This window comes from Rhizorhabdus sp. P4_G6, assembly GCF_056401045.1.
The window spans coordinates 256528-281724 of record NZ_JBFUKC010000002.1; the positions used below are offsets into that span (position 1 = coordinate 256528).

Sequence of the window (25197 nt, forward strand, 5' to 3'; positions counted from 1 at the left end):
ATGACGACAGCCCGAGTTCTTATCGTGGATGACTCGCTGACCATGCGCGCCCTGTTCAGTGGCGTGCTCGAGCGCGCACGCGGCATTGAAGTGGTCGGAATGGCCGCCAATGCCGACGAAGCGCGCGAGATGATGATTCGGCTCCGGCCGAGCGTGATAACGCTGGACGTTGAAATGCCGGGGATGAGCGGCCTCGAATTCCTCGAGGAGATCATGCGCGAGCGGCCCACCCCGGTGGTGATGCTGTCAACGCTTACGCAGAAGGGCGCGGAAACATCCTTCCGCGCGCTGGAACTCGGCGCCATCGACTGCTTCCCCAAGCCCAAGAGCGCCACGCCGGACGAATTCAACGCGCTGGCTCCGAAGCTGGCGGCGCTCGTCATCGCCGCGTCCAACGGCGGCGTGAAGCAGGTCAAGCCGATCCGCCATGCGACCGAAGCCAGCTATGACTGGAATGGCAAGGTTGTCGCCATGAGCGCATCCGTCGGCGGCGTCGATGCGGCGCTGAACATGCTCCCGACCTTTCCGAAGAACTGTCCGCCGACCGTCCTGCTGCTGCAGATCGAGCCGGGCTTCGTCGATCCGCTCGTCAAGCGGCTGAAGGCATCCTGCGCGGCCCAGGTGGCGCTCGCCGAGGATGATCAGCCGCTGGTCCAGGGGACGATCTACCTCGTCACCGATCCGTCGAGCCATGCGGCGATGAGCCGATGGCCCAACCCCACGCTGCGCCTGCTGAAGTCCGATCCGATCAACGGTGCTCGACCTTCGGCCAGCCTCCTGTTTGCGACGATGGCCAAGACTGCGGGCGCGAATGCGGTTGGCGTTGTTCTGACCGGCATGGGCACCGACGGCGCTGCCGGGCTGAAGGCGCTCCGCGCTGCTGGCGGCTTCACCATGGCTCAGGACAGCGCCAGCTCGGCGGTCCACGAGGCGCCCGCCGCGGCCTGCGCCGCCGGCGGCGTCGAACGCGAGCTGCCGCTCAGCGAGATCGGCGTTGTCGCGCTCGAAACGTGCCGCCGCATCGCCGACGCCGCCTGAACCTTCAAGATCGGGAAACCAGATGCTGATCGATCACAAGGCGTTGCTGGCGATGCTGGCGAGCGAGCTGGACGATGCGCGCGCCGAGCTGGAAATGCTCGGCGTGGCGCTTTGCCAGGACGTCGCCATAACGACGGCGCACGTCGCAAAGCTGCAGGCTCTGGACCATGTCGGCCAGCGCTGCGCATCGGTGGCGGATATCCTGCGCGCGCCGGATATCCAGGCCGCCAGCGCCGCAGCGCCGTTGGAAAGCATAGCCAGTCGTCTCGAAGGTCTCACGCGGCAGGCGTGACGCCGAAACCCTGAACGACGCCGCGGGGAGGCGGCGGGACATCGCAGCGCCGCTGGTGGAGAGCAAGGAACGATTACATCGATCGGTCATTGCTCTGGATGTTTTCTAGCATTTGCGAGCCGTCAGGTGGCTTCACCTGACTTTAAATCACTCAAATTGCGATGTGCGCGGCGAATGCATGCGCAGTGTCCTTCAGCTGCTCGAGCTTGCCGTCCATGGTGCGGAATCCTGCCTCGAGCCGGTCGAAATGGGCCGCGACATTCTCGGTATCCGAGCGGATCTCTGCGACCGTTGAGGACATGGAGTCGGCAGCCATCGCCGTCTGGTCCACTGCCGCGGTAATCATGGTCACCGTGCGCGCCTGTATGTCCATCGCTCCCAGAAGCCGGCTTGCGAGGTCCTCGACTTCGCTGATCGTGTCGCGGATCGAGCCATTCGCGTCGACCGCCTGGCGGGTCGCGGTCTGGATGGAGGCGATCTTGCGGGCGATATCGTCGGTTGCGCGAGCGGTCTGGCTGGCGAGATTCTTCACCTCCTGGGCAACCACGGCGAACCCTCTGCCCGCATCGCCCGCGCGGGCAGCCTCGATCGTCGCATTCAGTGCGAGAAGATTGGTCTGACCGGCGATGTCGCGGATCAGCCCCAATATCGATTCGATGCCGAGCGCATGGTTGGTGAGTGCGTCGGAGACCGCAACGGCCTCGGCAGACTGGTCGGCCGCGCGGCTCGCAACTGTAACGGCGACATCGACCTCGTGCCGGGCGTCCTCGATCGCGCGGATCAGCCCGGCAGAGGTCTGCGCCGCATCGCGCATGGCTGCTGCCGACTGCTGAGCGGCGGACGCGACATCGCCGGTCTTGCCCAGCATCCCGCGTGCCGAGCGCGCGGCATCGAGCATCTGGTCGCGGAGCGCCCCGGAACTTTCGAGCGTCGTACCCAATATGCCGCCGACATCGTTGCGGAAGATCGTGCCAGCTTCCGCGCGCTCTTCCAGCGAACGCTGCCTGCGAAACGCGTTGATATGGGAGAGCGCAAGCTCCACCCGGATGCTGGAGAGAAGATGCCCGGTTTTCCGCGCCATCGCTACGAACTCGGGCTCATCGGAGAAATGTTCGGCGATGCGGTCGGCGATCAGCGCAGACTCGGCGGCCATATCGACCACGGCCTGAGCCAACGGAATTTTGAACTGCAGGATGACGATGCCGGCCATGCTGAGCGCGTTGATCCATTGGGCATCGATCGGATGGGAATGGATGTAGCTGCGGTTGCGAGTGACATTCTCGAGGCTCACCGAGGCTGAGACCTCCGGATCATAATTGCAGGAGCGGTAGATATCGTCCAGCTTCGGCGTCCAGTATTCCTCGACCGTCGCCAGGATGAGTTCGGATGCCCGATCCCATATCAATTCGAGTTGCTTCCCGAGAATGCCGTCGCCGTTATAGGCGGCGATGCGCTCCGCAATCTCGGCATCGCGCAGATAATTGTTTGCGGCAGCATTTTTCTGCACGGAAGACATGTCCATTGCTCTCTCCAGTCGGGAATGCCGTACCGGATCGAGGTTAATGGGCGGTTAGCTTCGCCGGGGATGCTGTGCGGTTCAGCCCAATATGCCGGGAAGATCCAGGCCCTTGCCGCGTGCGCAGTCAAGCGCGAGATCGTAGCCGGCATCGGCGTGGCGCATCACGCCGCTCGCAGGATCGTTCCACAGGACCCTCTCGATCCGTCTGGCCGCGGCATCGGTACCGTCGGCCACGATCACCATCCCCGCATGTTGCGAATAGCCCATGCCGACGCCGCCGCCATGATGGAGCGATACCCAGGTCGCGCCGCTCGCGGTGTTGAGCAGCGCATTGAGCAGCGGCCAGTCGGAGACGGCATCGCTCCCGTCCCGCATCGCCTCGGTCTCCCGATTGGGGCTCGCTACCGAGCCGGAGTCGAGATGATCGCGCCCGATCACCACCGGCGCCTTCAGCTCGCCGCTCGCCACCATCGTGTTGAAGGCGAGGCCGAGCCGGTGGCGGTCGCCCAGGCCAACCCAGCAGATCCGAGCCGGCAAGCCCTGGAACCGGATCTTCTCGCGAGCCATGTCGAGCCAGCGGTGGAGGTGCATATCGTCGGGCACTAGCTCCTTCACCTTGGCGTCGGTGCGGTAGATGTCCTCGGGATCGCCCGACAGCGCGGCCCAGCGGAATGGCCCGACGCCGCGGCAGAACAGCGGTCGGATGTAGGCGGGGACGAAGCCGGGGAAATCGAACGCATTGGCCACGCCCTCGTCCTTGGCAACCTGGCGGATGTTGTTGCCATAGTCGACGGTCGGCACGCCGGCGGCCTGGAAATCGAGCATCGCCCGGACATGGACCGCCATCGATGCCCTTGCGGCGGCGGCAACCTTGCCCGGCTCGCGCTCGCGCTGGTCGACCCATTCCGCCACCGTCCAGCCGATCGGCAGATAACCGTTGACCGGATCATGCGCCGATGTCTGGTCGGTCAGCAGGTCGGGCCGGATGCCGCGCCGGTACATCTCGGGCAGCAGCTCCGCGGCGTTGCCGAGCAGTCCCACCGAGACCGGCGTCTTTGCCGCGCAGCTCTGCTCGATCATCGCCATCGCTTCGTCGATCGTGGCAGCGGCGCGATCGAGATAGCCGGTGCGCAGCCGCATCTCGATCCGGCTCGGCTGGCACTCGATCGCGAGGCAGGATGCGCCGGCCATCACGCTGGCCAGCGGTTGCGCGCCGCCCATGCCGCCGAGCCCGGCAGTCAGCAGCCAGCGGCCGGCAAGATCGCCGCCATAATGCTGGCGGCCCATCTCGACGAACGTCTCGTAGGTGCCCTGCACGATCCCCTGCGTGCCGATGTAGACCCAGCTGCCGGCGGTCATCTGGCCGTACATCGCAAGGCCCTTGCGATCGAGTTCGGTGAAATGTTCCCAGGTCGCCCATTTGGGGACGAGATTGGAATTGGCGATCAGGACCCGCGGCGCATCCGCATGGGTGCGGAACACGCCGACCGGCTTGCCGGACTGGATCAGCAGGGTCTCGTCATCTTCGAGCCGCCGCAGGGTCTCGACGATCTTGTCATAGCTCTCCCAGTCGCGGGCGGCGCGGCCGATGCCGCCATAGACCACCAACTCCTCCGGCCGTTCGGCGACATCTGGGTGGAGGTTGTTCATCAGCATGCGCAGCGGCGCCTCGGTCAGCCAGGATCGCGCGCTCAGCATGGTGCCGGTGGCGGGCCTGATCACGCGGCTATTGTCGAGGCGGGTCACGATCGGTCCTTTCTCAGGCGCGGGCGAAGGCGATGCACGATGCGAGGATCTTGCGGAGGTCGGAGAACAGCGGGCTCGAGCGGTCGAGCGGCGCCGGCCAGTTTTCAGGGGCTATCCGCGCGGGTTCGGCCAGATAGCCGCGCATCGCGAGCTCCATCTGGATCGCATGGATGCCATCTGCCGGCCGGCCGTAATGGCGGGTCGTCCATCCGCCGCGGAACCGTCCGTCGAGGACATGGCTGCGCCCGCTCGCCGCGGCGAGGTCCACTACCGCGCGGGTCAGCGCCGCATCGCAGGTGATGCCATGGTTGGTGCCGATGTTGAATAGCGGCAGCACCCCGTCGAACAGGCGCGGCACCCGGCTGGGGATGGAATGGGCGTCGTAGAGCACGACCTTGCCATGCGCAGCGCGAAGCCGTTCGAGTTCGCCCGCGAGGGCCGCATGATAGGGATCGAACCAGGTCGCGCGGCGGCGCTCGATCTCGGCGGCATCGGGCGGATCGCCGCGATAGAGCGGTTCTCCTTCGAAGGTGGTGCTCGGGCAGAGTTCGGTCGTGGTCTGGCCCGGATAGAGCGATGCACCCGAAGGATCGCGGTTCACGTCGATCACGCTGCGCGACATGCGGGTGCGGATGGTGGTCGCGCCAAGCTCGGCGGCGAAGTCGTAGACCTGGTCGATCCACCAGTCGGCATCCTTGCGCGCGAGCCAGGGGGAGACGAAGCGGTCTTCCAGCTCGGGCGGGATTTCGGTGCCGCTATGGGGGAAGCCGACGACGAGCGGCGCATTCCCGCGGCGGATCTCGAGCCACCCGGTCATTATTGCGTCACCCCCGGTAGCGTCATGCCGATGGCCTCCACCAGCGAACCCGATCCGATGATGGCTTTGGCGGCTTCGATGTCCGGATGGAAATGCCGGTCATGGTCGAGCGTCGGCACCTCGCTCCGCAGCCGCGCCCGCGCCGCCTCCAGCGCCTCGCTCGACCGCAGCGGCGCGTGGAAATCGCATCCCTGTGCCGCGGCGAGCAGCTCGATGCCGATGATCGCGCCGCAATTCGCCGTCATCTCCAGCAGCCGGCGCGCACCATGCGCCGCCATCGACACATGATCCTCCTGGTTGGCCGAGGTCGGGATCGAGTCCACACTCGCCGGCGTCGCCCGCTGCTTGTTCTCCGAGACGAGCGACGCAGCCGTCACCTGCGGGATCATGAAGCCCGAGTTCAGGCCCGGCTGCGGCGTCAGGAAGGCGGGCAGGCCCGATAGCGCCGGATCGACCAGCATCGCGACCCGACGCTCGCTGATCGAGCCGATCTCGCAGATGGCCAGCGCGATCATGTCGGCTGCGAACGCCACCGGCTCGGCATGGAAGTTGCCGCCCGACAGCGCCTCGTCACTCTCGGGGAAGATCAACGGATTGTCCGAAACGCCGTTGGCCTCGATGCCGAGCGTCGCCGCCGCCTGGCGTAGCAGGTCGAGCACCGCACCCATCACCTGCGGCTGGCAGCGCAGGCAATAGGGATCCTGCACCCGTGCGTCGTCGACGAGGTGGCTGGCGCGGATTGCCGATCCGGTCATCAGCCGGCGCAGCGCCTCGGCGGTCTCGATCTGGCCAGGCTGGCGGCGCAGCCGGTGGATGCGCGGGTCGAACGGCGTGTCTGATCCTTTCGCCGCCTCGGTGGCGAGCGCGCCGGTGATCAGCGCCGACTGGAACAGCCGCTCGGTTTCGAACAGCCCGGCCAGCGCATAGGCCGTCGAGAACTGCGTGCCGTTGAGCAGCGCCAGCCCCTCCTTCGGGCCGAGCGTCAGCGGCGTCAGGCCGGCTCTTGCCAGGGCGCCCTCCGCCGTCAGCCGTTGACCGGCAACCTCGATATGGCCGACGCCGATCATGGCCGCGGCCATGTGCGCCAGCGGGGCAAGATCGCCGCTGGCGCCCACCGAGCCCTGGGCGGGGATGATGGGCGTCAGCCCTGCGAGCAGCATCGCTTCGAGCAGCTTGACCGTCTCGGGCCTCACCCCCGAAGCGCCCTGGGCAAGGCTGGCGAGCTTGAGCGCCATCATCAGCCGGACCACCGATGCCGGCGTCGCGGCGCCGGTACCCGCCGCATGGCTGAGCACGATGTTGCGCTGGAGCGTCGCCAGGTCCTCGTCGCCGATCTTGACGCTCGCCAGTTTTCCGAAGCCGGTGTTGAGGCCGTAGACCGGCTTGTGCCGGGTGATGATGCGGCCGACCGCCGCGGCGCTTGCGGCGATCACGGGCGCGCACGCGGGATCGAGGCGCGGGACTGCGCCGCGATACAGGGCGCGCCAGTCTGCGAGCGGCACCTCGGCAGGGTTGAGGACGATCCCGGTCATTGGCCTTTCCAGATGCGGGCATGCAGCGGATTATGCCCCATGCGATAGACGAGTTCGGCGGGGCGCTCGATGTTCCAGATCGCGAGGTCGCAGCTCTTGCCCGCCTCCAGCGTGCCGGTCTCGCGCACCAGGCCAAGCGCCCGGGCGGCGTTGCGGGTGACGCCGGCAAGGCATTCGTCGACGGTCAGGCGGAAGAGGGTCGCGCCCATGTTCATCGCCAGCAGGAGCGAGGTCAGCGGCGAGGTCCCCGGATTGCTGTCGGTCGCGAGCGCCATCGGCACGCCGGCGGCGCGCAACGCAGCGATCGGCGGGAGTCGGGTCTCGTGCATGAAGTACCAGGCACCGGGAAGCAGCGTCGCGACCGTGCCGGCCTGCGCCATGGCTGCCACGCCTTCGTCATCGAGATGCTCGAGATGATCGGCCGACAGCGCGCCGGCCTCGGCCGCAAGCGCCGCGCCGCGCAGGTTCGAAAGCTGCTCGGCGTGCAGCTTGACCGGCAGCCCCGCTGCCTTGGCCGCGTCGAACACATGGCAGGTCTGTGCGGGCGAGAAGCCAATGGTTTCGCAAAAGGCGTCGACCGCGTCCGCCAGCCCCGCACCGGCGACAGCGGGGATCATCTCGTCGCAGACGAGGCGCACATAGCCGTCGCGGTCACCGGCATATTCGGGCGGTAGCGCATGCGCGCCGAGCAGGGTGGTGCAGACCCGGACCGGGCGAAGCCGGCCCAGCCGCCGCGCAGCGCGCAGCATCTTGAGTTCGTCCGCGGTGCGGAGACCATAGCCCGACTTGATCTCGATCGTGGTGACGCCCTCGGCGATCAGCGCGTCCAGGCGGGGCAACGCGCTCGCGACGAGATCGTCTTCGCTGGCCGCGCGAGTGGCCTTCATCGTCGACACTATCCCGCCCCCGGCGCGGGCGATCTCCTCATAGGAGGCGCCTTGAAGCCGCAGCTCGAACTCGTGCGCGCGATCGCCGGCATGGACGAGGTGGGTGTGGCAGTCGATCAGCCCCGGCGTGATCCAGCGCCCGTCGCAGGAGCTGGTTTCGGAAGGCTCTAAGCGCGGCGCGTCGGCGGCAGGGCCGGCGTAGAGAATGCGTCCTTCGCGCGCGGCGACGACGCCATGATCCACGAGCCCGACAGCGTCTTCCGCCATCGTCGCCAGCCGCGCGTCCGTCCACAGCCTGTCGCATCGCATGCCCGAGTCTCCGCGTCGCATCATTGCACGGACGCCCCGATAATGTATAGACATTATAAGGGCTGGATGATGGGCGGATGGCATGCGGACGTTCCACTTCGAACAGGTGCTGCTGCCGGACGGCTGGGCGCGGGGCGTGCGGTTATCCGTCGCCAACGGCATCGTGGTGGCGATCGCCAAAAATACCGCGCACGAGGAGGGCGACGAGCGCCACGCGGTGGCGCTGCCGGGATTGCCCAATCTTCACAGCCACGCCTTCCAGCGCGGCATGGCCGGGCTGGCCGAGCTGGCCGAGAAGGGCGGCCGCTCCACCGACAGCTTCTGGACCTGGCGCGAGGCGATGTACCAATTCGTCGATCGGCTGACGCCGGACCATCTGCGCGCCATCGCCGCGCTGGCCTATGCCGAGATGCTCGAATGCGGCTTCACGCGCGTCGGCGAGTTCCATTATCTCCATCACGACCGCGATGGGCGGCCTTACGCCGATCCGCGCGCGATGAGCCTCGCCATCTTCGAGGCGGCCGCCGAAACCGGGATCGCGCTGACCCACCTCCCGGTCTTCTATGCACATGCCGGCTTCGGCGGCGCTGCGCCCGGGGACACGCAACGCCGTTTCGTCCATGATCTCGACGGCTATGCGGACCTGCTCGAAGGCCTGAAGGGGCCGCTGTCGAGCCTGCCCGACGGCGTGCTCGGCGTCGCGCCGCACAGCCTGCGCGCGGTCACGCCCGATGAGTTGGGGGCGGTTGTCGAACTGTCGAGCGGCCTGATCCATATCCACGCGGCAGAGCAGAGCAGGGAGGTCGAGGATTGCCTCGCATGGTGCGGCGCGCGGCCGGTCGAGTGGCTGCTCGACCGGATGGGTGTCGACGCCAGCTGGTGCCTGATCCACGCGACGCACATGACCGACCAGGAAGCGCGGCGGCTCGGCGCAAGCGGCGCGGTCGCGGGATTGTGCCCGATCACCGAGGCCAATCTTGGCGACGGCATCTTTCCCGCCGCGCCCTTCCTCGCCGCTGGAGGCGCCTATGGCATCGGATCGGACTCGAATGTGCTGGTCGACGCGACCGAGGAACTGCGCCTGCTCGAATATGGCCAGCGGCTCATGGCACGCGGCCGCAACATGATGACGCCGCCGGGCGGCTCCACCGGGGCGGCGCTCTACCGGGCCGCGCTGGCGGGCGGGAAGCGTGCGCTGGGCGCGCCCGCGGAGCTCACGGTCGGCGCGCCGGCCGACTTCCTGACCCTCCACGAGGACCATCCCTCGCTGGCCGGCCGCAAGGGCGATGCCCTGCTCGACGCGCTGATCTTCGCCGCCGGCCGCACTGCCATCGCCGGCCTGTGGCGGCGCGGACGCCGGCGCGTGACGGACGGGCGGCATATCGACCGGGACGCGATCACCCGGCGCTACCGCGCCGTCCTGGCGGAACTGCTCGGATGAAGCCGCCGCCGCTGCACGACCGCATCCGCCAGGATATCGAGGGCAGGATCATGTCGGGTGTGTGGGAGGCGGGCCATCGCCTTCCGGTCGAACAGCAGCTGATGCTCGAATATGGCTGCTCGCGGATGACCGTGAACAAGGCGCTCGCGGGGCTGGTCGAGCAGGGCCTGCTCGACCGCCGCAAGCGCGCGGGCACCTTCGTGGCGGCGCGGCCGGTGCATCGGGCGGCGCTCGAAGTCCCGGAAATCTCGGCCGAGATACGGATGCAGGGCAAGGCCTATAGACTCGGCCTGATCGCGCGGGTCGAGCGCGATGCCGATAGCGGCGACCGTGAGTTGCTGGCCATGGCGGGTGGCCGGGTGCTTTCGCTGAGATGTCTTCATCGCGCCGACGACAGGCCTTTCGCGCTGGAGGAGCGGCTTATCAACCTCGAACAGGTCCCCGCCGCCCGCGACGTGGACTTCGCGCAAGAGAGCCCGGGCGCCTGGCTGCTCGCCCATGTTCCCTGGACCGACGCCCGCCACCGTTTCCGCGCCATCGCCGCGAAGCGCCCGGTGGCCGAAAGACTCGGGATCGCGGTCGGCGGCGTGTGCCTGTCGATCGAGCGCTGGACCTGGCGAACCGACGAGCGGATCACCTATGTCCGCCAGATCTATCCGGGCGAGCGCTACGAATTGATGGCGGGTTTCCTGGCGTGACGGTCGACAGCGAACGTCGAGAATCCTCCCCAGGGAGGATTGAGGCGGCGCAACCATAACCTCCTCGGCGCATTCTCTCCGAAGTGGAGAATGACATGCGGCTCGATGACGAAAGGGAAAGCTCCAACTACGAGATCCGCTCGGGCGGCGGGCGTGGCTTCGGGCTGCCGATGGGAATACCGCTCGGGCGGGGCGGGCTGGGCTGCGGCTCGCTGCTGCTGATCGGGATCATCTCGCTGATATTCGGGATCAATCCTCTGTCGCTGATCGGCGTGGCGCAGGACGGCGCGCCGGTCGTCCAACAGGGGGAGCCCGGGGCGGCGCCCGGCGAGAAGACCGCGATCCAGAGCACGTCGCTCAAGATCCTCGGATCGACCGAGCGGGTGTGGGGCGATCTGTTCGCGCGGCAGGGTGGCGAGTACACGCCGACCACACTGGTCTTCTATCCGGGCCGAACCCAGTCCGGCTGCGGCGCCGCGCAGTCGTCGGCCGGCCCCTTCTATTGCCCGACCGACAAGCGGGTCTATCTCGACACCAGCTTCTTCGAGGAGCTGGCGACGCGGTTCGGCGCACCCGGCGATTTCGCCCAGGCCTATGTGATCGCGCATGAGGTCGGCCATCATGTCCAGGATCTCGAGGGCACGCTCGACAAGGTGCACGGCGCGCAGGAGCGGATGAGCGAAGCGCAGGCCAATGCGCTGCAGGTCAAGGTCGAGCTGCAGGCAGACTGCTATGCCGGCGTCTGGGCGGCGAACGACAAGAACCTGCTCGAGCCCGGCGATGCCGAAGAGGGCCTGCGCGGCGCCGCCGCCGTGGGCGACGATACGCTGCAGAAGGCGAGCCAGGGTTCCGTCGTGCCCGAGTCCTTCACCCATGGCAGCGCGGCGGAGCGCCAGAAGTGGCTGCAGGTCGGCCTGTCGACCGGCGATCCGGCACGCTGCGACACGTTCGGCGGGCGATGATGCGGCAGCGCTGGCCCGCTCGCCTGTGGATCATTCGCCATGGCCAGAGCGCCGGCAATGTCGCGCGCGATGCCGCGCAGCAAGCATCGCTCGATCGGATCGCAATCACCGGCCGGGACGTCGACGTGCCCCTCAGCCCGCTCGGCGAGCAGCAGGCCGATGCGCTCGGCCACTGGTTTTCCGGGAATGACGAAGGCGCCCGGCCCGACATCCTGTTGTCGTCTCCCTATCGCCGTTCGCTGCAGACCGCCCGCCGCTTCCGCGATGCCGGCGGGGCCGCGCCGGACGAGGTGATCTGCATGGACGAGCGCCTGCGCGAGAAGGAGTTCGGCATCCTCGACGGGCTGACGACCAGCGGCATTGCCAACAGCTTCCCCGATCAGGCCGGCTTTCGCGCGGTGCTCGGGAAATTCTACCATCGGCCGCCCGGCGGGGAGAGCTGGTGCGACGTGATCCTGCGGCTGCGCTCGCTGCTCGATACCGTCTCGCTCCATTATGCCGAGCGGCGGGTGATGATCTTCGCGCACCAGGTGGTGGTGCTATGCCTGCGCTACATCATCGAGAATCTCGACGAGGAAGGGATATTGGCGATCGATCGCGCTGCCGATGTCGCGAACTGCTCGGTCACCGAATATGCCTTCGATCCGCAGGCCGGGAAGGACGGCAACCTGGTGATGGTCCGCTACAACGCCACGGCGCCGATGGAGGACGAACATGCGCCGGTCACCCGCGCGCCCGACCAGATCGTGGCGGCGCGCGGATGAGCAATATAGTATCGCTGGATGGGGCTTGGCGCGCTGCGCATCCGCTGCCCGGCCATCGCCAGGCCACCGACAAGAATGCGCGCGGGCGCGTGCTGCTGGTGGGCGGCAGCAGGTTCGTGCCCGGCGCGCTCGGCCTGACCGGCGAAGCGGTGTTGCGCGCGGGCGCGGGCAAGCTGCAGATCGCCACGGTGGATGTTGCGGCGATGCAGCTGGGCGTGCTGGTGCCGGAGGCGGCGATGATCGGCCTGCCGACCGATGAGGACGGTGAGATCGCTCCCGACGCTGCGGCGAGCCTCGTCGACGCGGCGCGCTATTGCGATACGCTGCTGCTTGGCCCGGGCATGGTCAGCCAGTCGAGCGCACGCGCCCTGATCGAGGGGCTCTTCGCCGAATTGCGCGACGACCAGATCGCGATCCTCGATGCGGCAGCCATCGCCTGCGCTGCCGACCTTCGCGAGATCGTCGCTGCGCGCAACGGACGCGTGATCATGACTCCGCATCATGGCGAGATGGGCCGGCTGACCGGCTGCGAGCCCGAGCAGATCGCCGCCGACCCGGTGGGGAGCGCGATTGCTGCGGCACGAGAGTTCGGCGCGCTGATCGTGCTGAAGGCGAGCGAAACGATCATCGCCGCGCCCGATGGCGGAGCGCTGCTCTACGACAGCGACTGCGTCGGCCTTGCCACCGGCGGTTCGGGCGACGTGCTGGCCGGCATCATGGCCGGCCTCGCCGCACGCGGGGCCGATCCGGTGACCGCCGCAGGCTGGGGCGTGTGGCTGCACGGCGAGGCGGGGCAGGCGGCGGCGGCGCGGATCGGGCCGATCGGCTTTCTTGCCCGCGACCTGCCCGGCGAGGTGCCGAGGCTGATGGCGTCCGCCGACGACGGGCGAGACCGGGGATAATGCCGTGCGCCCGCTGGTTCATATCGGCGTCCACAAGACCGGGACCAGCTGGTTCCAGAAGCGGATCTATCCACGGCTGACGACGCACCGGCTGATTGATCGCCGGGCGATCCGCATCGCCTTGATGTGCCGCGACGCCTTCGATTTCGATCCGGCGGCGGCGCGCGTTGCGCTGGCTCTCGACCAGCCGGGCAAGCCCGCCATCCTGTGCGAGGAGGATCTGTCCGGGATCCTCCACCAGGGCCTGTCGTCGACCTATGTCGCCAAGGAAATGGCGAGGCGGCTGCACGCGACCCTGCCCGAAGCGAATATCCTGATCTTCGTCCGGGCGCAGCCGACGGCGGCGCTGTCCTGGTACCATCAATATGTCCGCGAGGGCGGCACCGCGTCGCTGCGCCGCTATCTCCTCCCCCAGCGCTATCGATTCCTGGGCAAGGACCGGCCGTTCAAGATACCCTGCTTCGATTTCGCGCAACTCGACTATCGCGGTCTGGTCGAGACATATGACGAGCTCTACGGGCGCGAACATGTCACCGTGCTGCCTTTTGAGGCGCTGGCGCGGGACCGGGCGGCGGTGCTGGCGCGGGTGGGGGCCTTGCTGGGGACCGATCTGCCCGATCCCGGCGGCGAGCGCGTGAACAGCGCCTACCGCGTCGTCCTGCTGCCGCTGCTGCGCCTGGCCAACCTATTCACTGCGCGGTCGCTGCTCTACAAGCGATGGCTGGTCCATATTCCCTATTGGTATGCGGCGCGGAAATGGCTGTTCCGGCAGCTCAACCGGTCTCCTCTGTTCGGCCCGGCGCCGCGGCCCGCCGCCGGCCTGGACGGCGAATTGCGGCGCTGGGTCGCAGCACGCTTTTCGCGATCGAACCGCTGGCTGGAGCAGCGCATGGCCTGCGACCTGCGCAGCCTGGGCTATCCGCTGGATCCCCCGCAGGGGCCGGTGGACAGCCCGGCTGCGCCGCGATGGCTGACCTGGACGCGGCAATGAAATCGTGGTCTCGGATGGCCGATGGTTCAGGCCAGGATAGTGCGATCGATCGCGGCGATCGACGTCGCGCCGGTCAGCGCCATCGCCACCCGCATCTCGGCTTCGATCAGCGCCAGCAGATGCGCAACGCCGCGCTGTCCGCCGCCCGCGAGCGCATAGGCCCAGGCGCGGCCGAGTAGCACGCCGCGCGCTCCGAGCGCGAGCATCCGCACCACATCGAGCCCCGAGCGGACCCCCCCATCGACAAGGATGGAGATGTCGTCGCCCACCGCATCGACGATCGGCGGCAGCGCGCGGACGGACGACAGCACCCCGTCGAGCTGCCGCCCGCCATGATTGGAGACGATGAGCCCGTCGGCGCCGCTGCGCACCGCCTCGCGTGCGTCCTCCGGATCGAGAATCCCCTTCAGGATTAACGGTCCCTTCCATTCGGACCGGATGAATTCGAGATCGCGCCAGTGGATCGCCGGATCGAAGTTGGCGCGCAGCCAGGCGAAGAAATCCTCGATGCCGCTCTTCCTGCCGAGCAGCGGTGCGACGTTGCCGAGCTGGTGCGGGCGGCCCATCATGCCGACATCCCAGGCCCAGCGCGGATGCATCGCTCCCTGGCACAGCCGGCGGAGCTGCCCGCGAAGCCCGGCCGCGCCGGCAAGGCCGCTATGATAATCGCGGTAGCGCGAACCCGGCACCGGCATGTCGATCGTGAACAGCAAGGCCGAGCAGCCGGCCGATGCCGCCTGCGCGAGCAGGTCACGCATGAAGCCGCGATCGCGGATCATGTAGAGTTGGAACCAGATCGGTCGCGCTACGCTGCGCGTCACTTCGTCGAGCGGGCAGGCGGAAACGGTGGACAGGGTGAAGGGGATGCCGGCGGCCTCGGCGGCGCGCGCGGCCTGGACCTCGCCGCGCCGCGCCGTCAACCCGGCCAGCCCGATCGGCGCGAGGGCCACGGGCATGGCAAGCTTCTGCCCGAACAAGGTGGTATCGAGATCGAGCCGGGAAACGTCGCGCAACACCCGCTGGCGCAGCGCGACGTCCTCGAGATCGGCGACGTTGCGCCGCAGCGTCACCTCGGCATAGGAGCCGCCATCGATATAGTCGAACAGGAACCGCGGCAGCCGTCGCCGCGCCAGTTCGCGATAGTCGATCGCCGAGGCTGCGATCATGGCCGTGCTGCGCCCGTCATCGGGCGGCTATGCCACGAAGTTTCCTGCAAAGGCCACCTCGTCGATCGGCTTGCGGCCGCTGGGCTTCTCGTTGTCGCGCAGCGCTTCCGGCAGGATCGAGGGATCGGCCCGGCGTCCCACCGCGGCGGCGGCTTCGATGCGGAAATCGTCGGGCACCTCAAGCGCGGTTCTCGCGGCGTCATAATCGACCCCGGCCATGCCATGCGCGTGCAGCCCCATCAGCTGCGCCTGCAGCGCCAGCGACATCCAGGCCGAACCGGTATCGAAGCTGTGGGTGTGCGATGGCCGGTCGTGGGATGTCGTTGCAGATACGAAGAAGATCAGCAGCGAGGCGTTCTTCGCCCAGACCTGGTTCGCCGGCACCAGCAGGCCGAGAAAACGGTCCCAGTTCGCGTCGCCCCGCACCGCATAGAGCAACCGCCATGGCTGCGCATTGAAGGAGGAAGGCGCCCAGCGCGCCGCGTCGAACAGCGTGCGGAGGTCGGCTTCGCCAAGCGACGACCCGTCGAATGCGCGCGGCGACCAGCGGTCGAGGAACAGGCGATCGACCTGGCTGTCGGTCATGCGATCGGTCATGCGATTTCTCATCGGGCGGTGGCTCATCATCTTAAGACGCGATATCGGCAGGCACCGGTGCAGACCATGGCGGGAATGGAAACACTTCGTTCGCAAGCGATCCGCCGCAGGATCAGCCTCGCCGCTTTGCCGACGGTAGCACGACGGTTTCGAGCAGATCCATCGGCATGGCGCCGTTGCCCAGCACCATCGCATGGAATTGCCGGAGATCGAAGCGCCTGCCGAGACGCGCCCTGAGCCGATCGCGCATCGACAATATCCGCAGCTGGCCCAGCTTGTAGCCGAGCGCCTGGCCCGGCCATGCCATATAGCGCTCCACCTCGGCGACGACTTCGCTCATCGGCGAGCCGGTGTGCGACTGCATATAGGCAATCGCCTGTTCGCGGGTCCATCTGAGCCGGTGCAGTCCGGTGTCGACGACCAGCCGCACGCAGCGGAACAGGTCGTCCGCGAGCCGTCCGACATCGCCGGCCGGATCATGGGCGTAGGCGCCGAGGTCCGCCGCGAGCCGTTCGGCATAGAGCGCCCATCCCTCCTGATACGCGTTGAAACTGGCGATGCGCAGCAGCAGCGGCGCCTGCGGCAGCGACAACAGGGTCGCGCCCTGGGTGTGATGGCCGGGCACGCCTTCATGAAAGCTGAGCGTCGGCAGTGCATATCGGTGGACTCCGCTCATGTCGCGCAGGTTCACCCAGTAGATGCCAGGACGCGAGCCATCGAGCGAGGGGCCGTCATAATAGCCGCCCGGTGCCGAGTCCTGTGTGGCCGGTGGGACGGCGCGGATCTCGAGGCGCTGGGTGGGGATCATCGCGTGCGGCAGGAAGCTCGGCTGGCGCGCTTCCATGCCCGCCACCAGCGCGCGCAGATAATCGAGGACCTGCCGGCGACCTTGCGCGGTATCGGGAAAACGCTGCCGCGGATCGGCCGCCAGTGCATCGAGCCGTTGACGCAGCGTGCCCTTGCGAAGCCCGATCTGCCGTAGCCGCACGTCCAGCTGCGAGCTCACCAGCTTTATCTGGTCGATGCCGATGCGGTGGATCTGTTCGGGCGACAAGGAGCTGTCGCCGACCGAACGGATATTGGCGGCATAGAGCGCTTCGCCATCCGGCTGCGCCCAGATCCCGGCCTCCTCGCGTCCATCGGGAAGCATGTCACGGACCCGCGCGCGCAGCTTCGCATATGCGGGGCGGGCGCGATTTTCGAGCGAGACGATCGCGCGCTGTTCTGCGGCGGCGCGAATGCGGCTGTCCAGCCCCGCCGTCGCCATCCGCTCGCGCAGCGCCACGATCAGCGGATGGCTGTCGGGCGGGCCGGCAAGGAAATTCTCGAGCACCGGCAGCGTCTTTTCGAGCAGCACGCGTGGCGGGATGCAGCCGAGTCCCTGGTCCGCGCGCGTCTTCTCGACGACCCCGGCAAAGCCCGGGGCGAAGCCGTCGAGCTTCTCCAGCCATGCATCCACTTCGGTTGGCGTCGACAGCGGCTGCTGCGCCATCATCACATTGGGCGTGTTGATCGCGGGGCCGGACAGCTGGTTGACGATGTAGGGTTCGTGCCCGGAAAACCAGAAGGGATTGGGGCGGCCATAGCCGATCGCCGCCGAGCGCGTGCCATTTTCGATGACCGCGGCGGCGATCCGCAGCCGCAATGTCCCGAGCGCATCGCCGCTGCAGTCGATGCGCCCGATCGCCAACCCCGCCGCGCCGAGCGCGGCACGCCAGGCCGCTTCGCCTTCAGGGGAATAATCGTCCATCCGCCGCGCAAGCGGGCCGCCGCCGGCAGAGCGCGGAACGCCGCCATAGCTGCCGGTCTCGGGCGTGTGATCGAGCAGATCGTCGGTAATGGCATCGATCGGCGTGATGATCGGGCAGGGGCCTGGGCGGTGGGGTCCGGCACTGGCAGGTAAGGCGGGGACGATGGCGGCGCTGCCGATCAGATATCCGAACTGGCGGCGCGAAACAGCTGGGGCCATCGAAGATTCCATATGTCCAGCGATGTCGTGACATTTTCGATGGGGAACGGCAACAGTCGGCGGATGTTCACCATCGATTCGATCGGCCGCGTCGCGCGGATCAGCCTCGACCGGCCCGCAGCCCGCAACGCCATCGCCATTGCGCATTGGGAGCTGCTGTCCGCCGCGATCGCGGAGGTCGCCATATCCGGGGCCAGGGTATTGATCCTTCGGTCCGCCGCGCCGGGCATCTTCTGCTCCGGCGCGGACATCGGGGATCTTGAGGCGCTCGGCGCCGACCCGGCGATGCGAACCCGTTTCCGCCTCGGCATGGCGGCGGCTTTAGATGCGCTTGCGGCGCTGCCGATCGCGACGATCGCTGCGGTCGACGGCGGCTGCTATGGTGCGGGCGTGGCGCTGGCACTCGCCTGCGACATCCGCATCGCCGGGGCGAAGGCGGCGTTCGGAATCACTCCGGCGAAGGTAGGGATCGTCTATCCGGCCGGGGATGTCGCGCGGCTCAAAGCGCTGGTCGGGCCGGGGCAGGCCGCTCGGCTGCTAGTGTCGGGCATGACGATCGACGCCGATCGGGCGCTGGCGATCAGGCTGGTCGAGGAATGTGCGCCGGCTGCCGACACGGCGGCGCTGGCGCTGGCGGAGACGATCTCGGTCAACTCGGCCTCCAGCGTCACCGGCCTCAAGCGCATTCTGGCCGGGGACAGCGATGCCGACCGACTGTTCGAGGACGCGTTCGGCGGCGGCGATTTTCTCGAAGGTGTCGCGGCCTTCCAGGCGCGGCGCCGGCCGATGTTCGCCGGATGAGCGGCCTGCTGCTGGTCGCCGATCATGCCTCCAATCATGTACCTGGCGACATCGACCTCGATGTCCATCCGTCGTTGCTGGACCAACATATGGCGATCGACATCGGCGTCGAGCCGCTCGGCCGGCTGCTGTGCGCGCAACTCGGCATGGAGGGAATCTTCGGCCCGGTGTCGCGGCTGGTGATCGACCTCAACCGCGAGGAAAATGCTCGTGGGCTGATTCCGATCGAAAGCGACGGTTTCGCTGTCCCTGGCAACGCCCTGCTCGACGATGTCGGTCGGCGCGCCCGGATCGAGCGGTTCTGGCGCCCCTATCATGGCGGCATCGCTGCGCGCATCGATGCGCATCGCCCGCGGCTGATCGTCTCCCTTCACAGCTTCACGCCCCGGCTCGCCACCAGGCCGCATGAGCAGCGGCCGTGGCAGGTCGGGGTGCTGTATAATCAGGACGATCGCGGGGCGCGGCCAGGCATCGCGGCGCTGCGTTCGGCAGGGATCGTGACTGGCGACAACGAGCCTTATTCGGGCAAGGTGCTGAACGCGACGATGAACCTGCACGCCGAGGGGAATGGGATAGCCTATCTCGGGCTGGAGGTCCGGCAAGACATGATCGGCGACGATGCGGGGGTTGCGGCATGGGCAGAGAAGCTGGCGCCGGTGATCCGGCATGTCGCGAGTCGTATCTAGAGTGCTTCCCGCTCACTGGTGCATTTAAAAATTTCATGGATTCGTTGGCGTAGGATTCAGGGCTTTTGCGTTTGGCGGAACAGGATTATGCAGTTGGCAGTTTTGCGGTGGAGAACGTCATTCCGCTTGTGGGAGACACGTCTCCCAAACTGGCGATTGGCATGCAGAAGACGGTTTTGATCGTCGAGGATGAGTATCTTATCGCGATGGATCTTCGGCTGTGGGTCGAGGGCCATGGCTGGCGCGCCATCGGCCCTGTGGCGACGGTCAATGCCGCACTCCGCCTCATAGAAGACGAACTGCCTTCGGTCGCCCTGCTCGACGTCCACCTGGGAGATGAGCTCGTCACGCCGGTAGCAGAGGTCCTGAAAGCCCGCGGCGTGCCCTTCGCCCTGGCAACCGCCTATGCCCAGCCGGAGCAGTTCGGTGGCCCTGCTCTCGCTGGTGCGCCTAATGCCGGCAAGCCAACCAGCCAGCGCAGCCTGCTCGCAACCCTGGAGCAGCTGATGTGATCTGGAGGGGCCGTCGTGCCGCGGCGCCTTTCGACGGACGCTTTCGGCTGGTGGGTGAAGGGTAAGCTGCGCGACCGAGCGCCGGACTGTCGATTGGCACCGGTTCATCGAATCGGAATATGAAGGCGAAGTAACATCAGCCTGGTCCTGCCATGGGATCGTCGCTGCCGATAAGTGCTGCCCAATTCTCATGGCGGCGACCGCGCCTTTGCTGCCGGCACGACGCTGCTCGATGCCGACACGCGCGCTCCGGACGGCTTGCCAGGGCCTTGCCTCGACCGCCCCGCAGCGCTTAGAGCGCTCCGCGCAACCAAGGAAGTCCCGATGACGCAGATATTCGACAAGTCGAAACTCCCCAGCCGCCATGTCTCGGTCGGCCCCGAGCGGGCGCCGCAGCGCAGCTATTATTATGCGATGGGGATGACCGAGGAGCAGATTGCGGCGCCGTTCGTCGCGGTCGCTTCCGCAGGCAACGACTCTGCGCCGTGCAACACCGCGCTCGACGCGCAGGCCGACGTCTGCCGCGAAGGCGTGATGGAAGCGGGCGGCACGCCGCGGCGGTTCAATACCATCACGGTCACAGACGGCATCGCGATGGGTCATCAGGGGATGAAGTCTTCGCTGGTCAGCCGCGAAGTCATCGCCGATTCGGTCGAGCTGTCGGTGCGCGGCCATTGCTATGACGCGGTCGTCGGCTTCGCCGGCTGCGACAAGTCGCTCCCCGGCATGATGATGGCGATGTTGCGCCTGAACGTGCCGTCGATCTTCGTCTATGGCGGTTCGATCCTGCCGGGCACCTATCAGGGCCGCGACCTTACCGTGCAGGACGTGTTCGAGGTGGTGGGGCGCTATTCGGCCAATGCTTGCCCGCTGTCGGAAGTGACCGCGATCGAGAAGGCAGCCTGCCCCGGCCATGGCGCGTGTGGCGGACAGTTCACCGCCAACACCATGGCCTGCGTCGGCGAAGCGATCGGCCTGTCGCTGCCCAATTCGAACATGATGCCCGCGCCCTATCGTGGCCGCGACGAGATCGCGCGCGCGGCAGGCCGCCAGATCATGGAGCTGATCGCGAAGAATATCCGCCCGCGCGATATCTGCACCCGCGATGCGTTCGAGAATGCCGCCCGCATCGTCGCGGCGACCGGCGGCTCGACCAATGGCGGGCTGCACCTGCCGGCAATGGCGCATGAGGCCGGGATCGACTTCTCGCTGTTCGACGTCGCCGAGATCTTCAAGACCACACCATATCTCGCCGACCTCAAACCTGGCGGCAAATATGTCGCCAAGGACATGTACAATGCCGGCGGCGTGTACATGCTGATGAAGACGATGCTCGGCGAAGGGCTGCTGCATGGCAACTGCATGACCGTCACCGGCAAGACGCTGGGCGAGAATATAGATGAGGTCACCTGGAACCCTGACCAGAAGGTGATCTACGACGCCAAGTCGCCGATCACCCCGACCGGCGGCGTCGTCGGCCTGAAGGGCACGCTTGCGCCAGAGGGCGCGATCGTCAAGGTCGCCGGCATGGCGCGGCTCGAGTTCACCGGGCCGGCGCAGGTGTTCGACTGCGAAGAGGATTGCTTCGCCGCGGTCGAGGCGCGCGAGATCGGCGAGGGCTCGGTGATCGTGATCCGCTACGAAGGGCCGAAGGGCGGTCCGGGCATGCGCGAGATGCTGGCGACCACCGCCGCGCTCTATGGCCAGGGCATGGGCGAGAAGGTCGCGCTGATCACCGACGGCCGCTTCTCGGGGGCGACCCGGGGCTTCTGCATCGGCCATGTCGGACCCGAAGCCGCCGACGGCGGCCCGATCGCCCTGATTGAGAATGGCGACATCATCCGCATCGATGCCGTCGCAGGCACCATCGACCTGGAGGTGCCGGCCGATGTGCTGGCGGCCCGCAAGGCCAAGTGGCGGCCGCGCATGAACGACTATCAGTCGGGCGCGCTGTGGCGCTATGCGCAGAATGTCGGGCCGGCCTGGGCGGGTGCGGTGACGCATCCCGGCGGCAAGGCCGAGACTCACGTCTTTGCGGATATCTGAATTTGGAGCAGCGCTCAGCCTTCAGTGCAGCGGAGCGCTGATGTGAGCCGGCTCCCGATGGCAGGCGGGCCGCTGCTTGCGCTGCTGGCGGGCTGTGGTCCGGCCGGCAGCGGCAGTATCGCCGGCGAGCCGATCGCCTGTCTGTTGCCCGGCAAGAGCGGCTTCGAGCAACTGTGTACCGTCGACAGGATGCGCAGTCCCGACGGCATAGTCCTGACGGCGCGGATGCCCGATGGCGGGTTTCGCCGACTGCTCGTCGTCAAGGACGGCCGCGGGGTAATCGCAGCGGATGGGGCCGAGCCCGTGACGGTGAAGCCGGGCAAGGACAGCATCGACGTGACCGCCGGCAGCACCGTCTATCGCCTGCCCGCGCGGATCGCGCCATGATCGGGCGAGCGATCCTCACCGCCGCCGAGACACGCGCCGCCGAGGCGGCGGCGTTCGCGCAGGGCGTTACCGTGGAGCAGGCGATGGAGCTCGCCGGCAGCGCGGTCGCCGAGGTGGCGTGGCGCTATGCGGGGCGCGCGTCGACACTGGTGGTGTGTGGGCCCGGCAATAATGGCGGCGACGGCTATGTGATCGCGCGGCTGCTGAAGGCGCGTGGGGTCAGCGTCCGGGTTGCGGCCAGCGGCGAACCCAGGAGCGATGCCGCGCGCGCCATGCGATCGCGCTGGGGTGGTCCGGTCGAGCCGCTGGTGGAGGCGCAGCCTGCATCCGTGATGATCGACGCGCTGTTCGGCACCGGCCTTGCACGGCCGCTCGATGCGGCGGTGGCGGAACCCTTGGCGCGGCTGGCGGGAGCGGCGACCCGGAGGATCGCGGTCGACCTGCCGAGCGGGATCGGTACCGACGACGGCGCGCTGCTCGGGCCCGCGATCGGCTATGACGTGACGGTCGCGCTGGCGGTGCTCAAGCCGGCGCACCGGCTACAGCCGGCCGCGGCGCTGATGGGGCGGCTGGTCGTGGCGGATATCGGCATCCCGGGGACTTCGCTGCTCGTCGAAATCGGGCGGCCGCATCTTCCCGCACCTGGCCCCGCCGATCATAAATATAGCCGCGGCCATGTCGTCGTCGCGGAGGGCGCCATGCCGGGTGCGGCGCTGCTGGCGGCGATGGCGGCGCAGCGCGGCGGCGCCGGCTATGTGACGCTTGTCGGCCGCGGACCGGGCGGGCCGGCCGCGATCGTCCGGCGCGATGCCGCGCTGGGCGATGTGCTGGCCAACCGCCGGGTGGGGGCGGTGCTGGTCGGACCGGGGCTCGGCCGCGATACGGCGGGCCGCGCGTTGCTCGATGCGGCGCTGGCGAGCGGCAAGCCGCTGGTCCTCGATGCCGATGCGCTGATGCTGCTGGCCGGCACCGGCCCTATTGCCGGAACACCGGTGCTGACACCGCACGAAGGCGAGTTTGCGGCGCTGTTCGGCGATCTGCCCGGCAGCCGGATCGAGCGGGCGCGTGCCGCGGCGGCGCGGTCGCGCGCCGTGGTCGTACTCAAGGGCGCCGATACGGTGGTGGCCTCGCCGGACGGTGCCGCTGCGATCGCCAGGACGGCGCCGGGCTGGCTCGCCAGCGCCGGGACAGGCGACGTGCTCGCGGGGCTCATCGCAGCAAATCTCGCGCGCGGCCTCGCGCCCTTCGAAGCGGCTTGCGCGGGCATCTGGCTGCATGGCCGCGCCGCCGAACTGGCGGGGCCGGCCCTTATCGCCGACGACCTGATCGGGCATCTTCCCGCAGCAATGGCGGAGTGCCTGTGAACGACATGGTCCCGATCATCCGCATTGCCGCGCGCGGCGAGGGCATTACCGAGGATGGACGGCACTCGCCGCTGTCCGCGCCCGGCGACCTGCTCGCCGTGGACGGCACGCTGGTCCGCGGCCCGCATCATGTCGACCCGCCATGCAGGCATTTTCCGAAATGCGGCGGCTGCCAGCTGCAGCATATCGACGACTCCAGCTATGTGGAGTTCATGGGGCAGCGGATCGTCAGTGCGCTGGGCCAGCAGAAGATCGCGACTCCCGAACTGACGCCCGCCATCCTGTCGGCACCCGAGACGCGCCGCCGGACCTCGCTGCGCGCCGAACGGCAGGGCAAGCGGATGCTGATCGGTTTCAACGAGGAGCAAAGCCACCACATCGTCGACATGAAGATGTGCGCGATTATGCATCCGGCGCTGTTCGCGCTGATCGATCCGCTGCGTAAATTGCTGCACCCGATGCTGCGCGACCGGCGCGCGGCGGGCGTCCAGATGACGCTCGTCGACCAGGGCGTCGACCTGCTGCTCGACAAGGTCGAGGTCGAGGGACTGGCGGCGGTGGAAGCGCTCAACGATTTCGCGCAGCTGCACCGGTTGGCGCGGCTCTCGATCGACGACGGCTACGGCTCGCAGCCGCGCTGGGAGCCGGAGCCCGCCACCGTCACGCTGGGCGGACTTCCGGTGACCTTCCCGGCCGGTGGCTTCCTTCAGGCGACCGTCGATGGCGAAGCGGCGCTGGTGGCGGCGGTCGAGGCGATCGTCGGCGACGCCGACATGGTCGCCGACCTGTTCGCCGGGCTGGGGACCTTCACCCTGCCGCTTTCCGCCGGGCGCCGCGTCTATGCGGCGGAGGGCGCGCGCGATGCGGCGCTGGCGCTGAAGTCTGCCGGGGAGCGGGCCCAGCGCCTGATCGCCGTCGAGCATCGCGACCTGTTCCGTCGCCCGCTACAGCCGGATGAACTCGACCGCTTCGCCGCCGTGGTGCTCGATCCGCCACGCGCCGGTGCTCGCGAGCAGGTCACAGCACTCGTCGCCTCGGCCAAGGTCGCGCGCATCGCCTATGTTTCGTGCAATCCTTCGACCTTCGCGCGCGACGCGCGGACGCTGGTGGAGGGCGGCTGGCAGCTGGAACGGATCACCCCGGTCGGCCAGTTCCGCTGGTCGACCCATGTCGAGCTGGTCGCCGCGTTCATACGGGCACCAGGCTAAGCAGCAGGGCCCGACAACAGGATCAGCGCGGCCCTGATGGCCAGCGTGAACAGCACCAGAGAAGCCGCCAGGAAAAGCATGAAGCGCAGGCCGACATGGTTGGAGAGCGCCTGGACCAGGCTGTGCGCCACGCGTAGCCCGACATATATCCACGCCAGCGCGGCGTTGATGCCGCCGCCTGCGCCCAACAGGGCGAGAACGATCGCGGTGGCATAGAAGATCGTCGGCTGCTCGTGAAGGTGGTTGTAATTGTCCGCCTTCCACCGGATTCGCGCCGGTATCTTGTCCATGAATTCGCTGACCGGCCGCTGCGGATCGTAGACAAGGCGTCCCTTCACGATGGCCGGTATGCGGGTGGCGAAAAGCCAGGCCATCATCGCGCCGGTCCACAGCACCAGTGCGATGACGGCTGCCAATATCTGTGTATGCATCTCGTCATCCTCCCCGATTTACGCAGGCTGACGGCTGACTGCCAGGCTGTCCACCCGAATCGCCGTGGGGGGCTCTCATAGGAATCGCGTAAATCATGGTTAAATTGGTATAATTGCGAAGTGCGCCGGCCG

The 25197-nt window shown here is 67.8% G+C and carries 24 protein-coding genes; 15 read left to right on the forward strand and 9 right to left on the reverse strand.

The features are described 5' to 3' along the window. The gene (cheB, locus tag AC1DPF_RS03450; RefSeq protein WP_477870010.1) at positions 1-1038 is read left to right on the forward strand and encodes a chemotaxis-specific protein-glutamate methyltransferase CheB; all 1038 of its coding nucleotides are present in this window, start codon (positions 1-3) and stop codon (positions 1036-1038) included. A 22-nt stretch (positions 1039-1060) separates the two neighbouring features. Further along, entirely contained in the window at positions 1061-1330 is a 270-nt protein-coding gene (locus AC1DPF_RS03455) for a hypothetical protein (protein WP_477870012.1), read from the forward strand. 151 nt (positions 1331-1481) lie between these two features. Here AC1DPF_RS03455 and AC1DPF_RS03460 read toward each other — a convergent pair whose 3' ends face one another. The 5 genes from AC1DPF_RS03460 to hutI all read right to left on the reverse strand — a co-directional run bounded on the left by AC1DPF_RS03460 (position 1482) and on the right by hutI (position 8140). Then, a complete protein-coding gene (locus tag AC1DPF_RS03460) occupies positions 1482-2852 on the reverse strand; it encodes a methyl-accepting chemotaxis protein (RefSeq protein WP_477870014.1) in 1371 nt (456 codons plus the stop codon). A 75-nt stretch (positions 2853-2927) separates the two neighbouring features. Next, positions 2928-4595: a urocanate hydratase gene (gene hutU, locus AC1DPF_RS03465; RefSeq protein ID WP_477870016.1), complete on the reverse strand. Its 1668-nt coding sequence runs from the start codon at positions 4593-4595 to the stop codon at positions 2928-2930. 13 nt (positions 4596-4608) lie between these two features. After that, the gene (hutG, locus tag AC1DPF_RS03470) at positions 4609-5412 is read right to left on the reverse strand and encodes an N-formylglutamate deformylase (protein WP_477870018.1); all 804 of its coding nucleotides are present in this window, start codon (positions 5410-5412) and stop codon (positions 4609-4611) included. Continuing rightward, positions 5412-6944 (reverse strand): histidine ammonia-lyase, encoded by a 1533-nt coding sequence (hutH, locus tag AC1DPF_RS03475; RefSeq protein WP_477870020.1) that lies wholly within the window; start codon positions 6942-6944, stop codon positions 5412-5414. Before hutH ends, hutG begins: the two co-directional genes overlap by 1 nt. Then, positions 6941-8140 carry an imidazolonepropionase gene (hutI, locus tag AC1DPF_RS03480; protein ID WP_477959719.1) on the reverse strand — a complete coding sequence of 400 codons (1200 nt, stop codon included), beginning with the start codon at positions 8138-8140 and terminating at the stop codon, positions 6941-6943. Before hutI ends, hutH begins: the two co-directional genes overlap by 4 nt. Positions 8141-8222: 82 nt before the next feature. Between hutI and AC1DPF_RS03485 the strand changes: the two genes are divergently transcribed. The 6 genes from AC1DPF_RS03485 to AC1DPF_RS03510 all read left to right on the forward strand — a co-directional run bounded on the left by AC1DPF_RS03485 (position 8223) and on the right by AC1DPF_RS03510 (position 13898). Then, positions 8223-9581 carry a formimidoylglutamate deiminase gene (locus AC1DPF_RS03485; protein ID WP_477959720.1) on the forward strand — a complete coding sequence of 453 codons (1359 nt, stop codon included), beginning with the start codon at positions 8223-8225 and terminating at the stop codon, positions 9579-9581. Then, a complete protein-coding gene (hutC, locus tag AC1DPF_RS03490; RefSeq protein ID WP_477959722.1) occupies positions 9578-10279 on the forward strand; it encodes a histidine utilization repressor in 702 nt (233 codons plus the stop codon). Before AC1DPF_RS03485 ends, hutC begins: the two co-directional genes overlap by 4 nt. Positions 10280-10374: 95 nt before the next feature. Next, entirely contained in the window at positions 10375-11241 is an 867-nt protein-coding gene (gene ypfJ / locus AC1DPF_RS03495; RefSeq protein ID WP_477959724.1) for a KPN_02809 family neutral zinc metallopeptidase, read from the forward strand. Continuing rightward, the gene (locus AC1DPF_RS03500) at positions 11238-12005 is read left to right on the forward strand and encodes a histidine phosphatase family protein (protein ID WP_477870040.1); all 768 of its coding nucleotides are present in this window, start codon (positions 11238-11240) and stop codon (positions 12003-12005) included. The genes ypfJ and AC1DPF_RS03500 overlap by 4 nt, the downstream gene beginning before the upstream one ends. Beyond that, the gene (locus tag AC1DPF_RS03505) at positions 12002-12907 is read left to right on the forward strand and encodes an NAD(P)H-hydrate dehydratase (protein WP_477959725.1); all 906 of its coding nucleotides are present in this window, start codon (positions 12002-12004) and stop codon (positions 12905-12907) included. The genes AC1DPF_RS03500 and AC1DPF_RS03505 overlap by 4 nt, the downstream gene beginning before the upstream one ends. Before the next feature lie 4 nt (positions 12908-12911). After that, on the forward strand, positions 12912-13898 hold the full coding sequence (locus AC1DPF_RS03510) for a hypothetical protein (protein ID WP_477959728.1): 987 nt from the start codon (positions 12912-12914) through the stop codon (positions 13896-13898). A 26-nt stretch (positions 13899-13924) separates the two neighbouring features. On the opposite strand, the gene lldD is transcribed toward AC1DPF_RS03510, so the two are convergent. The 3 genes from lldD to AC1DPF_RS03525 all read right to left on the reverse strand — a co-directional run bounded on the left by lldD (position 13925) and on the right by AC1DPF_RS03525 (position 17630). Further along, a complete protein-coding gene (gene lldD / locus AC1DPF_RS03515; protein ID WP_477870046.1) occupies positions 13925-15064 on the reverse strand; it encodes an FMN-dependent L-lactate dehydrogenase LldD in 1140 nt (379 codons plus the stop codon). A gap of 27 nt (positions 15065-15091) precedes the next feature. Next, a complete protein-coding gene (locus AC1DPF_RS03520; RefSeq protein ID WP_477959729.1) occupies positions 15092-15661 on the reverse strand; it encodes a nitroreductase family protein in 570 nt (189 codons plus the stop codon). Positions 15662-15773: 112 nt separating this feature from the next. Next, the gene (locus AC1DPF_RS03525; protein WP_477959730.1) at positions 15774-17630 is read right to left on the reverse strand and encodes a DUF885 domain-containing protein; all 1857 of its coding nucleotides are present in this window, start codon (positions 17628-17630) and stop codon (positions 15774-15776) included. Between the two features lie 63 nt (positions 17631-17693). On the opposite strand from AC1DPF_RS03525, the gene AC1DPF_RS03530 reads away from it, so the two are divergent. The 7 genes from AC1DPF_RS03530 to AC1DPF_RS03560 all read left to right on the forward strand — a co-directional run bounded on the left by AC1DPF_RS03530 (position 17694) and on the right by AC1DPF_RS03560 (position 24634). Then, entirely contained in the window at positions 17694-18431 is a 738-nt protein-coding gene (locus AC1DPF_RS03530; RefSeq protein ID WP_477959731.1) for an enoyl-CoA hydratase/isomerase family protein, read from the forward strand. After that, positions 18428-19117, forward strand: a complete 690-nt coding sequence (locus AC1DPF_RS03535) for an N-formylglutamate amidohydrolase (protein WP_477870054.1) — start codon at positions 18428-18430, stop codon at positions 19115-19117. The genes AC1DPF_RS03530 and AC1DPF_RS03535 overlap by 4 nt, the downstream gene beginning before the upstream one ends. 161 nt (positions 19118-19278) lie before the next feature. Beyond that, entirely contained in the window at positions 19279-19629 is a 351-nt protein-coding gene (locus AC1DPF_RS03540) for a response regulator (RefSeq protein ID WP_477870056.1), read from the forward strand. Positions 19630-19953: 324 nt separating this feature from the next. Continuing rightward, positions 19954-21675, forward strand: a complete 1722-nt coding sequence (ilvD, locus tag AC1DPF_RS03545; protein ID WP_477870057.1) for a dihydroxy-acid dehydratase — start codon at positions 19954-19956, stop codon at positions 21673-21675. Positions 21676-21717: 42 nt separating this feature from the next. Further along, entirely contained in the window at positions 21718-22062 is a 345-nt protein-coding gene (locus AC1DPF_RS03550; protein WP_477959732.1) for a hypothetical protein, read from the forward strand. Next, a complete protein-coding gene (locus AC1DPF_RS03555) occupies positions 22059-23426 on the forward strand; it encodes an NAD(P)H-hydrate dehydratase (RefSeq protein WP_477959734.1) in 1368 nt (455 codons plus the stop codon). The genes AC1DPF_RS03550 and AC1DPF_RS03555 overlap by 4 nt, the downstream gene beginning before the upstream one ends. A gap of 5 nt (positions 23427-23431) precedes the next feature. Next, the gene (locus AC1DPF_RS03560; protein ID WP_477959833.1) at positions 23432-24634 is read left to right on the forward strand and encodes a class I SAM-dependent RNA methyltransferase; all 1203 of its coding nucleotides are present in this window, start codon (positions 23432-23434) and stop codon (positions 24632-24634) included. Here the strand turns inward: AC1DPF_RS03560 and AC1DPF_RS03565 are convergent. Then, the gene (locus tag AC1DPF_RS03565; protein WP_477870063.1) at positions 24631-25065 is read right to left on the reverse strand and encodes an MAPEG family protein; all 435 of its coding nucleotides are present in this window, start codon (positions 25063-25065) and stop codon (positions 24631-24633) included. The genes AC1DPF_RS03560 and AC1DPF_RS03565 overlap by 4 nt on opposite strands. Positions 25066-25197 lie beyond the last annotated feature (132 nt).

What these genes read in the sequence shown, in the direction of transcription:
- cheB (WP_477870010.1), top strand. Translation starts at nt 1, where the DNA reads ATGACGACAGCCCGAGTTCTTATCGTGGATGACTCGCTGACCATGCGC.
- AC1DPF_RS03455 (WP_477870012.1), top strand. Translation starts at nt 1,061, where the DNA reads ATGCTGATCGATCACAAGGCGTTGCTGGCGATGCTGGCGAGCGAGCTG.
- AC1DPF_RS03460 (WP_477870014.1), bottom strand. Translation starts at nt 2,852, where the DNA reads ATGGACATGTCTTCCGTGCAGAAAAATGCTGCCGCAAACAATTATCTG.
- hutG (WP_477870018.1), bottom strand. Translation starts at nt 5,412, where the DNA reads ATGACCGGGTGGCTCGAGATCCGCCGCGGGAATGCGCCGCTCGTCGTC.
- hutH (WP_477870020.1), bottom strand. Translation starts at nt 6,944, where the DNA reads ATGACCGGGATCGTCCTCAACCCTGCCGAGGTGCCGCTCGCAGACTGG.
- hutI (WP_477959719.1), bottom strand. Translation starts at nt 8,140, where the DNA reads ATGCGATGCGACAGGCTGTGGACGGACGCGCGGCTGGCGACGATGGCG.
- AC1DPF_RS03485 (WP_477959720.1), top strand. Translation starts at nt 8,223, where the DNA reads ATGCGGACGTTCCACTTCGAACAGGTGCTGCTGCCGGACGGCTGGGCG.
- hutC (WP_477959722.1), top strand. Translation starts at nt 9,578, where the DNA reads ATGAAGCCGCCGCCGCTGCACGACCGCATCCGCCAGGATATCGAGGGC.
- ypfJ (WP_477959724.1), top strand. Translation starts at nt 10,375, where the DNA reads ATGCGGCTCGATGACGAAAGGGAAAGCTCCAACTACGAGATCCGCTCG.
- AC1DPF_RS03500 (WP_477870040.1), top strand. Translation starts at nt 11,238, where the DNA reads ATGATGCGGCAGCGCTGGCCCGCTCGCCTGTGGATCATTCGCCATGGC.
- AC1DPF_RS03505 (WP_477959725.1), top strand. Translation starts at nt 12,002, where the DNA reads ATGAGCAATATAGTATCGCTGGATGGGGCTTGGCGCGCTGCGCATCCG.
- lldD (WP_477870046.1), bottom strand. Translation starts at nt 15,064, where the DNA reads ATGATCGCAGCCTCGGCGATCGACTATCGCGAACTGGCGCGGCGACGG.
- AC1DPF_RS03520 (WP_477959729.1), bottom strand. Translation starts at nt 15,661, where the DNA reads ATGACCGATCGCATGACCGACAGCCAGGTCGATCGCCTGTTCCTCGAC.
- AC1DPF_RS03525 (WP_477959730.1), bottom strand. Translation starts at nt 17,630, where the DNA reads ATGGCCCCAGCTGTTTCGCGCCGCCAGTTCGGATATCTGATCGGCAGC.
- AC1DPF_RS03530 (WP_477959731.1), top strand. Translation starts at nt 17,694, where the DNA reads ATGTTCACCATCGATTCGATCGGCCGCGTCGCGCGGATCAGCCTCGAC.
- AC1DPF_RS03535 (WP_477870054.1), top strand. Translation starts at nt 18,428, where the DNA reads ATGAGCGGCCTGCTGCTGGTCGCCGATCATGCCTCCAATCATGTACCT.
- AC1DPF_RS03540 (WP_477870056.1), top strand. Translation starts at nt 19,279, where the DNA reads ATGCAGAAGACGGTTTTGATCGTCGAGGATGAGTATCTTATCGCGATG.
- ilvD (WP_477870057.1), top strand. Translation starts at nt 19,954, where the DNA reads ATGACGCAGATATTCGACAAGTCGAAACTCCCCAGCCGCCATGTCTCG.
- AC1DPF_RS03555 (WP_477959734.1), top strand. Translation starts at nt 22,059, where the DNA reads ATGATCGGGCGAGCGATCCTCACCGCCGCCGAGACACGCGCCGCCGAG.
- AC1DPF_RS03560 (WP_477959833.1), top strand. Translation starts at nt 23,432, where the DNA reads ATGGTCCCGATCATCCGCATTGCCGCGCGCGGCGAGGGCATTACCGAG.
- AC1DPF_RS03565 (WP_477870063.1), bottom strand. Translation starts at nt 25,065, where the DNA reads ATGCATACACAGATATTGGCAGCCGTCATCGCACTGGTGCTGTGGACC.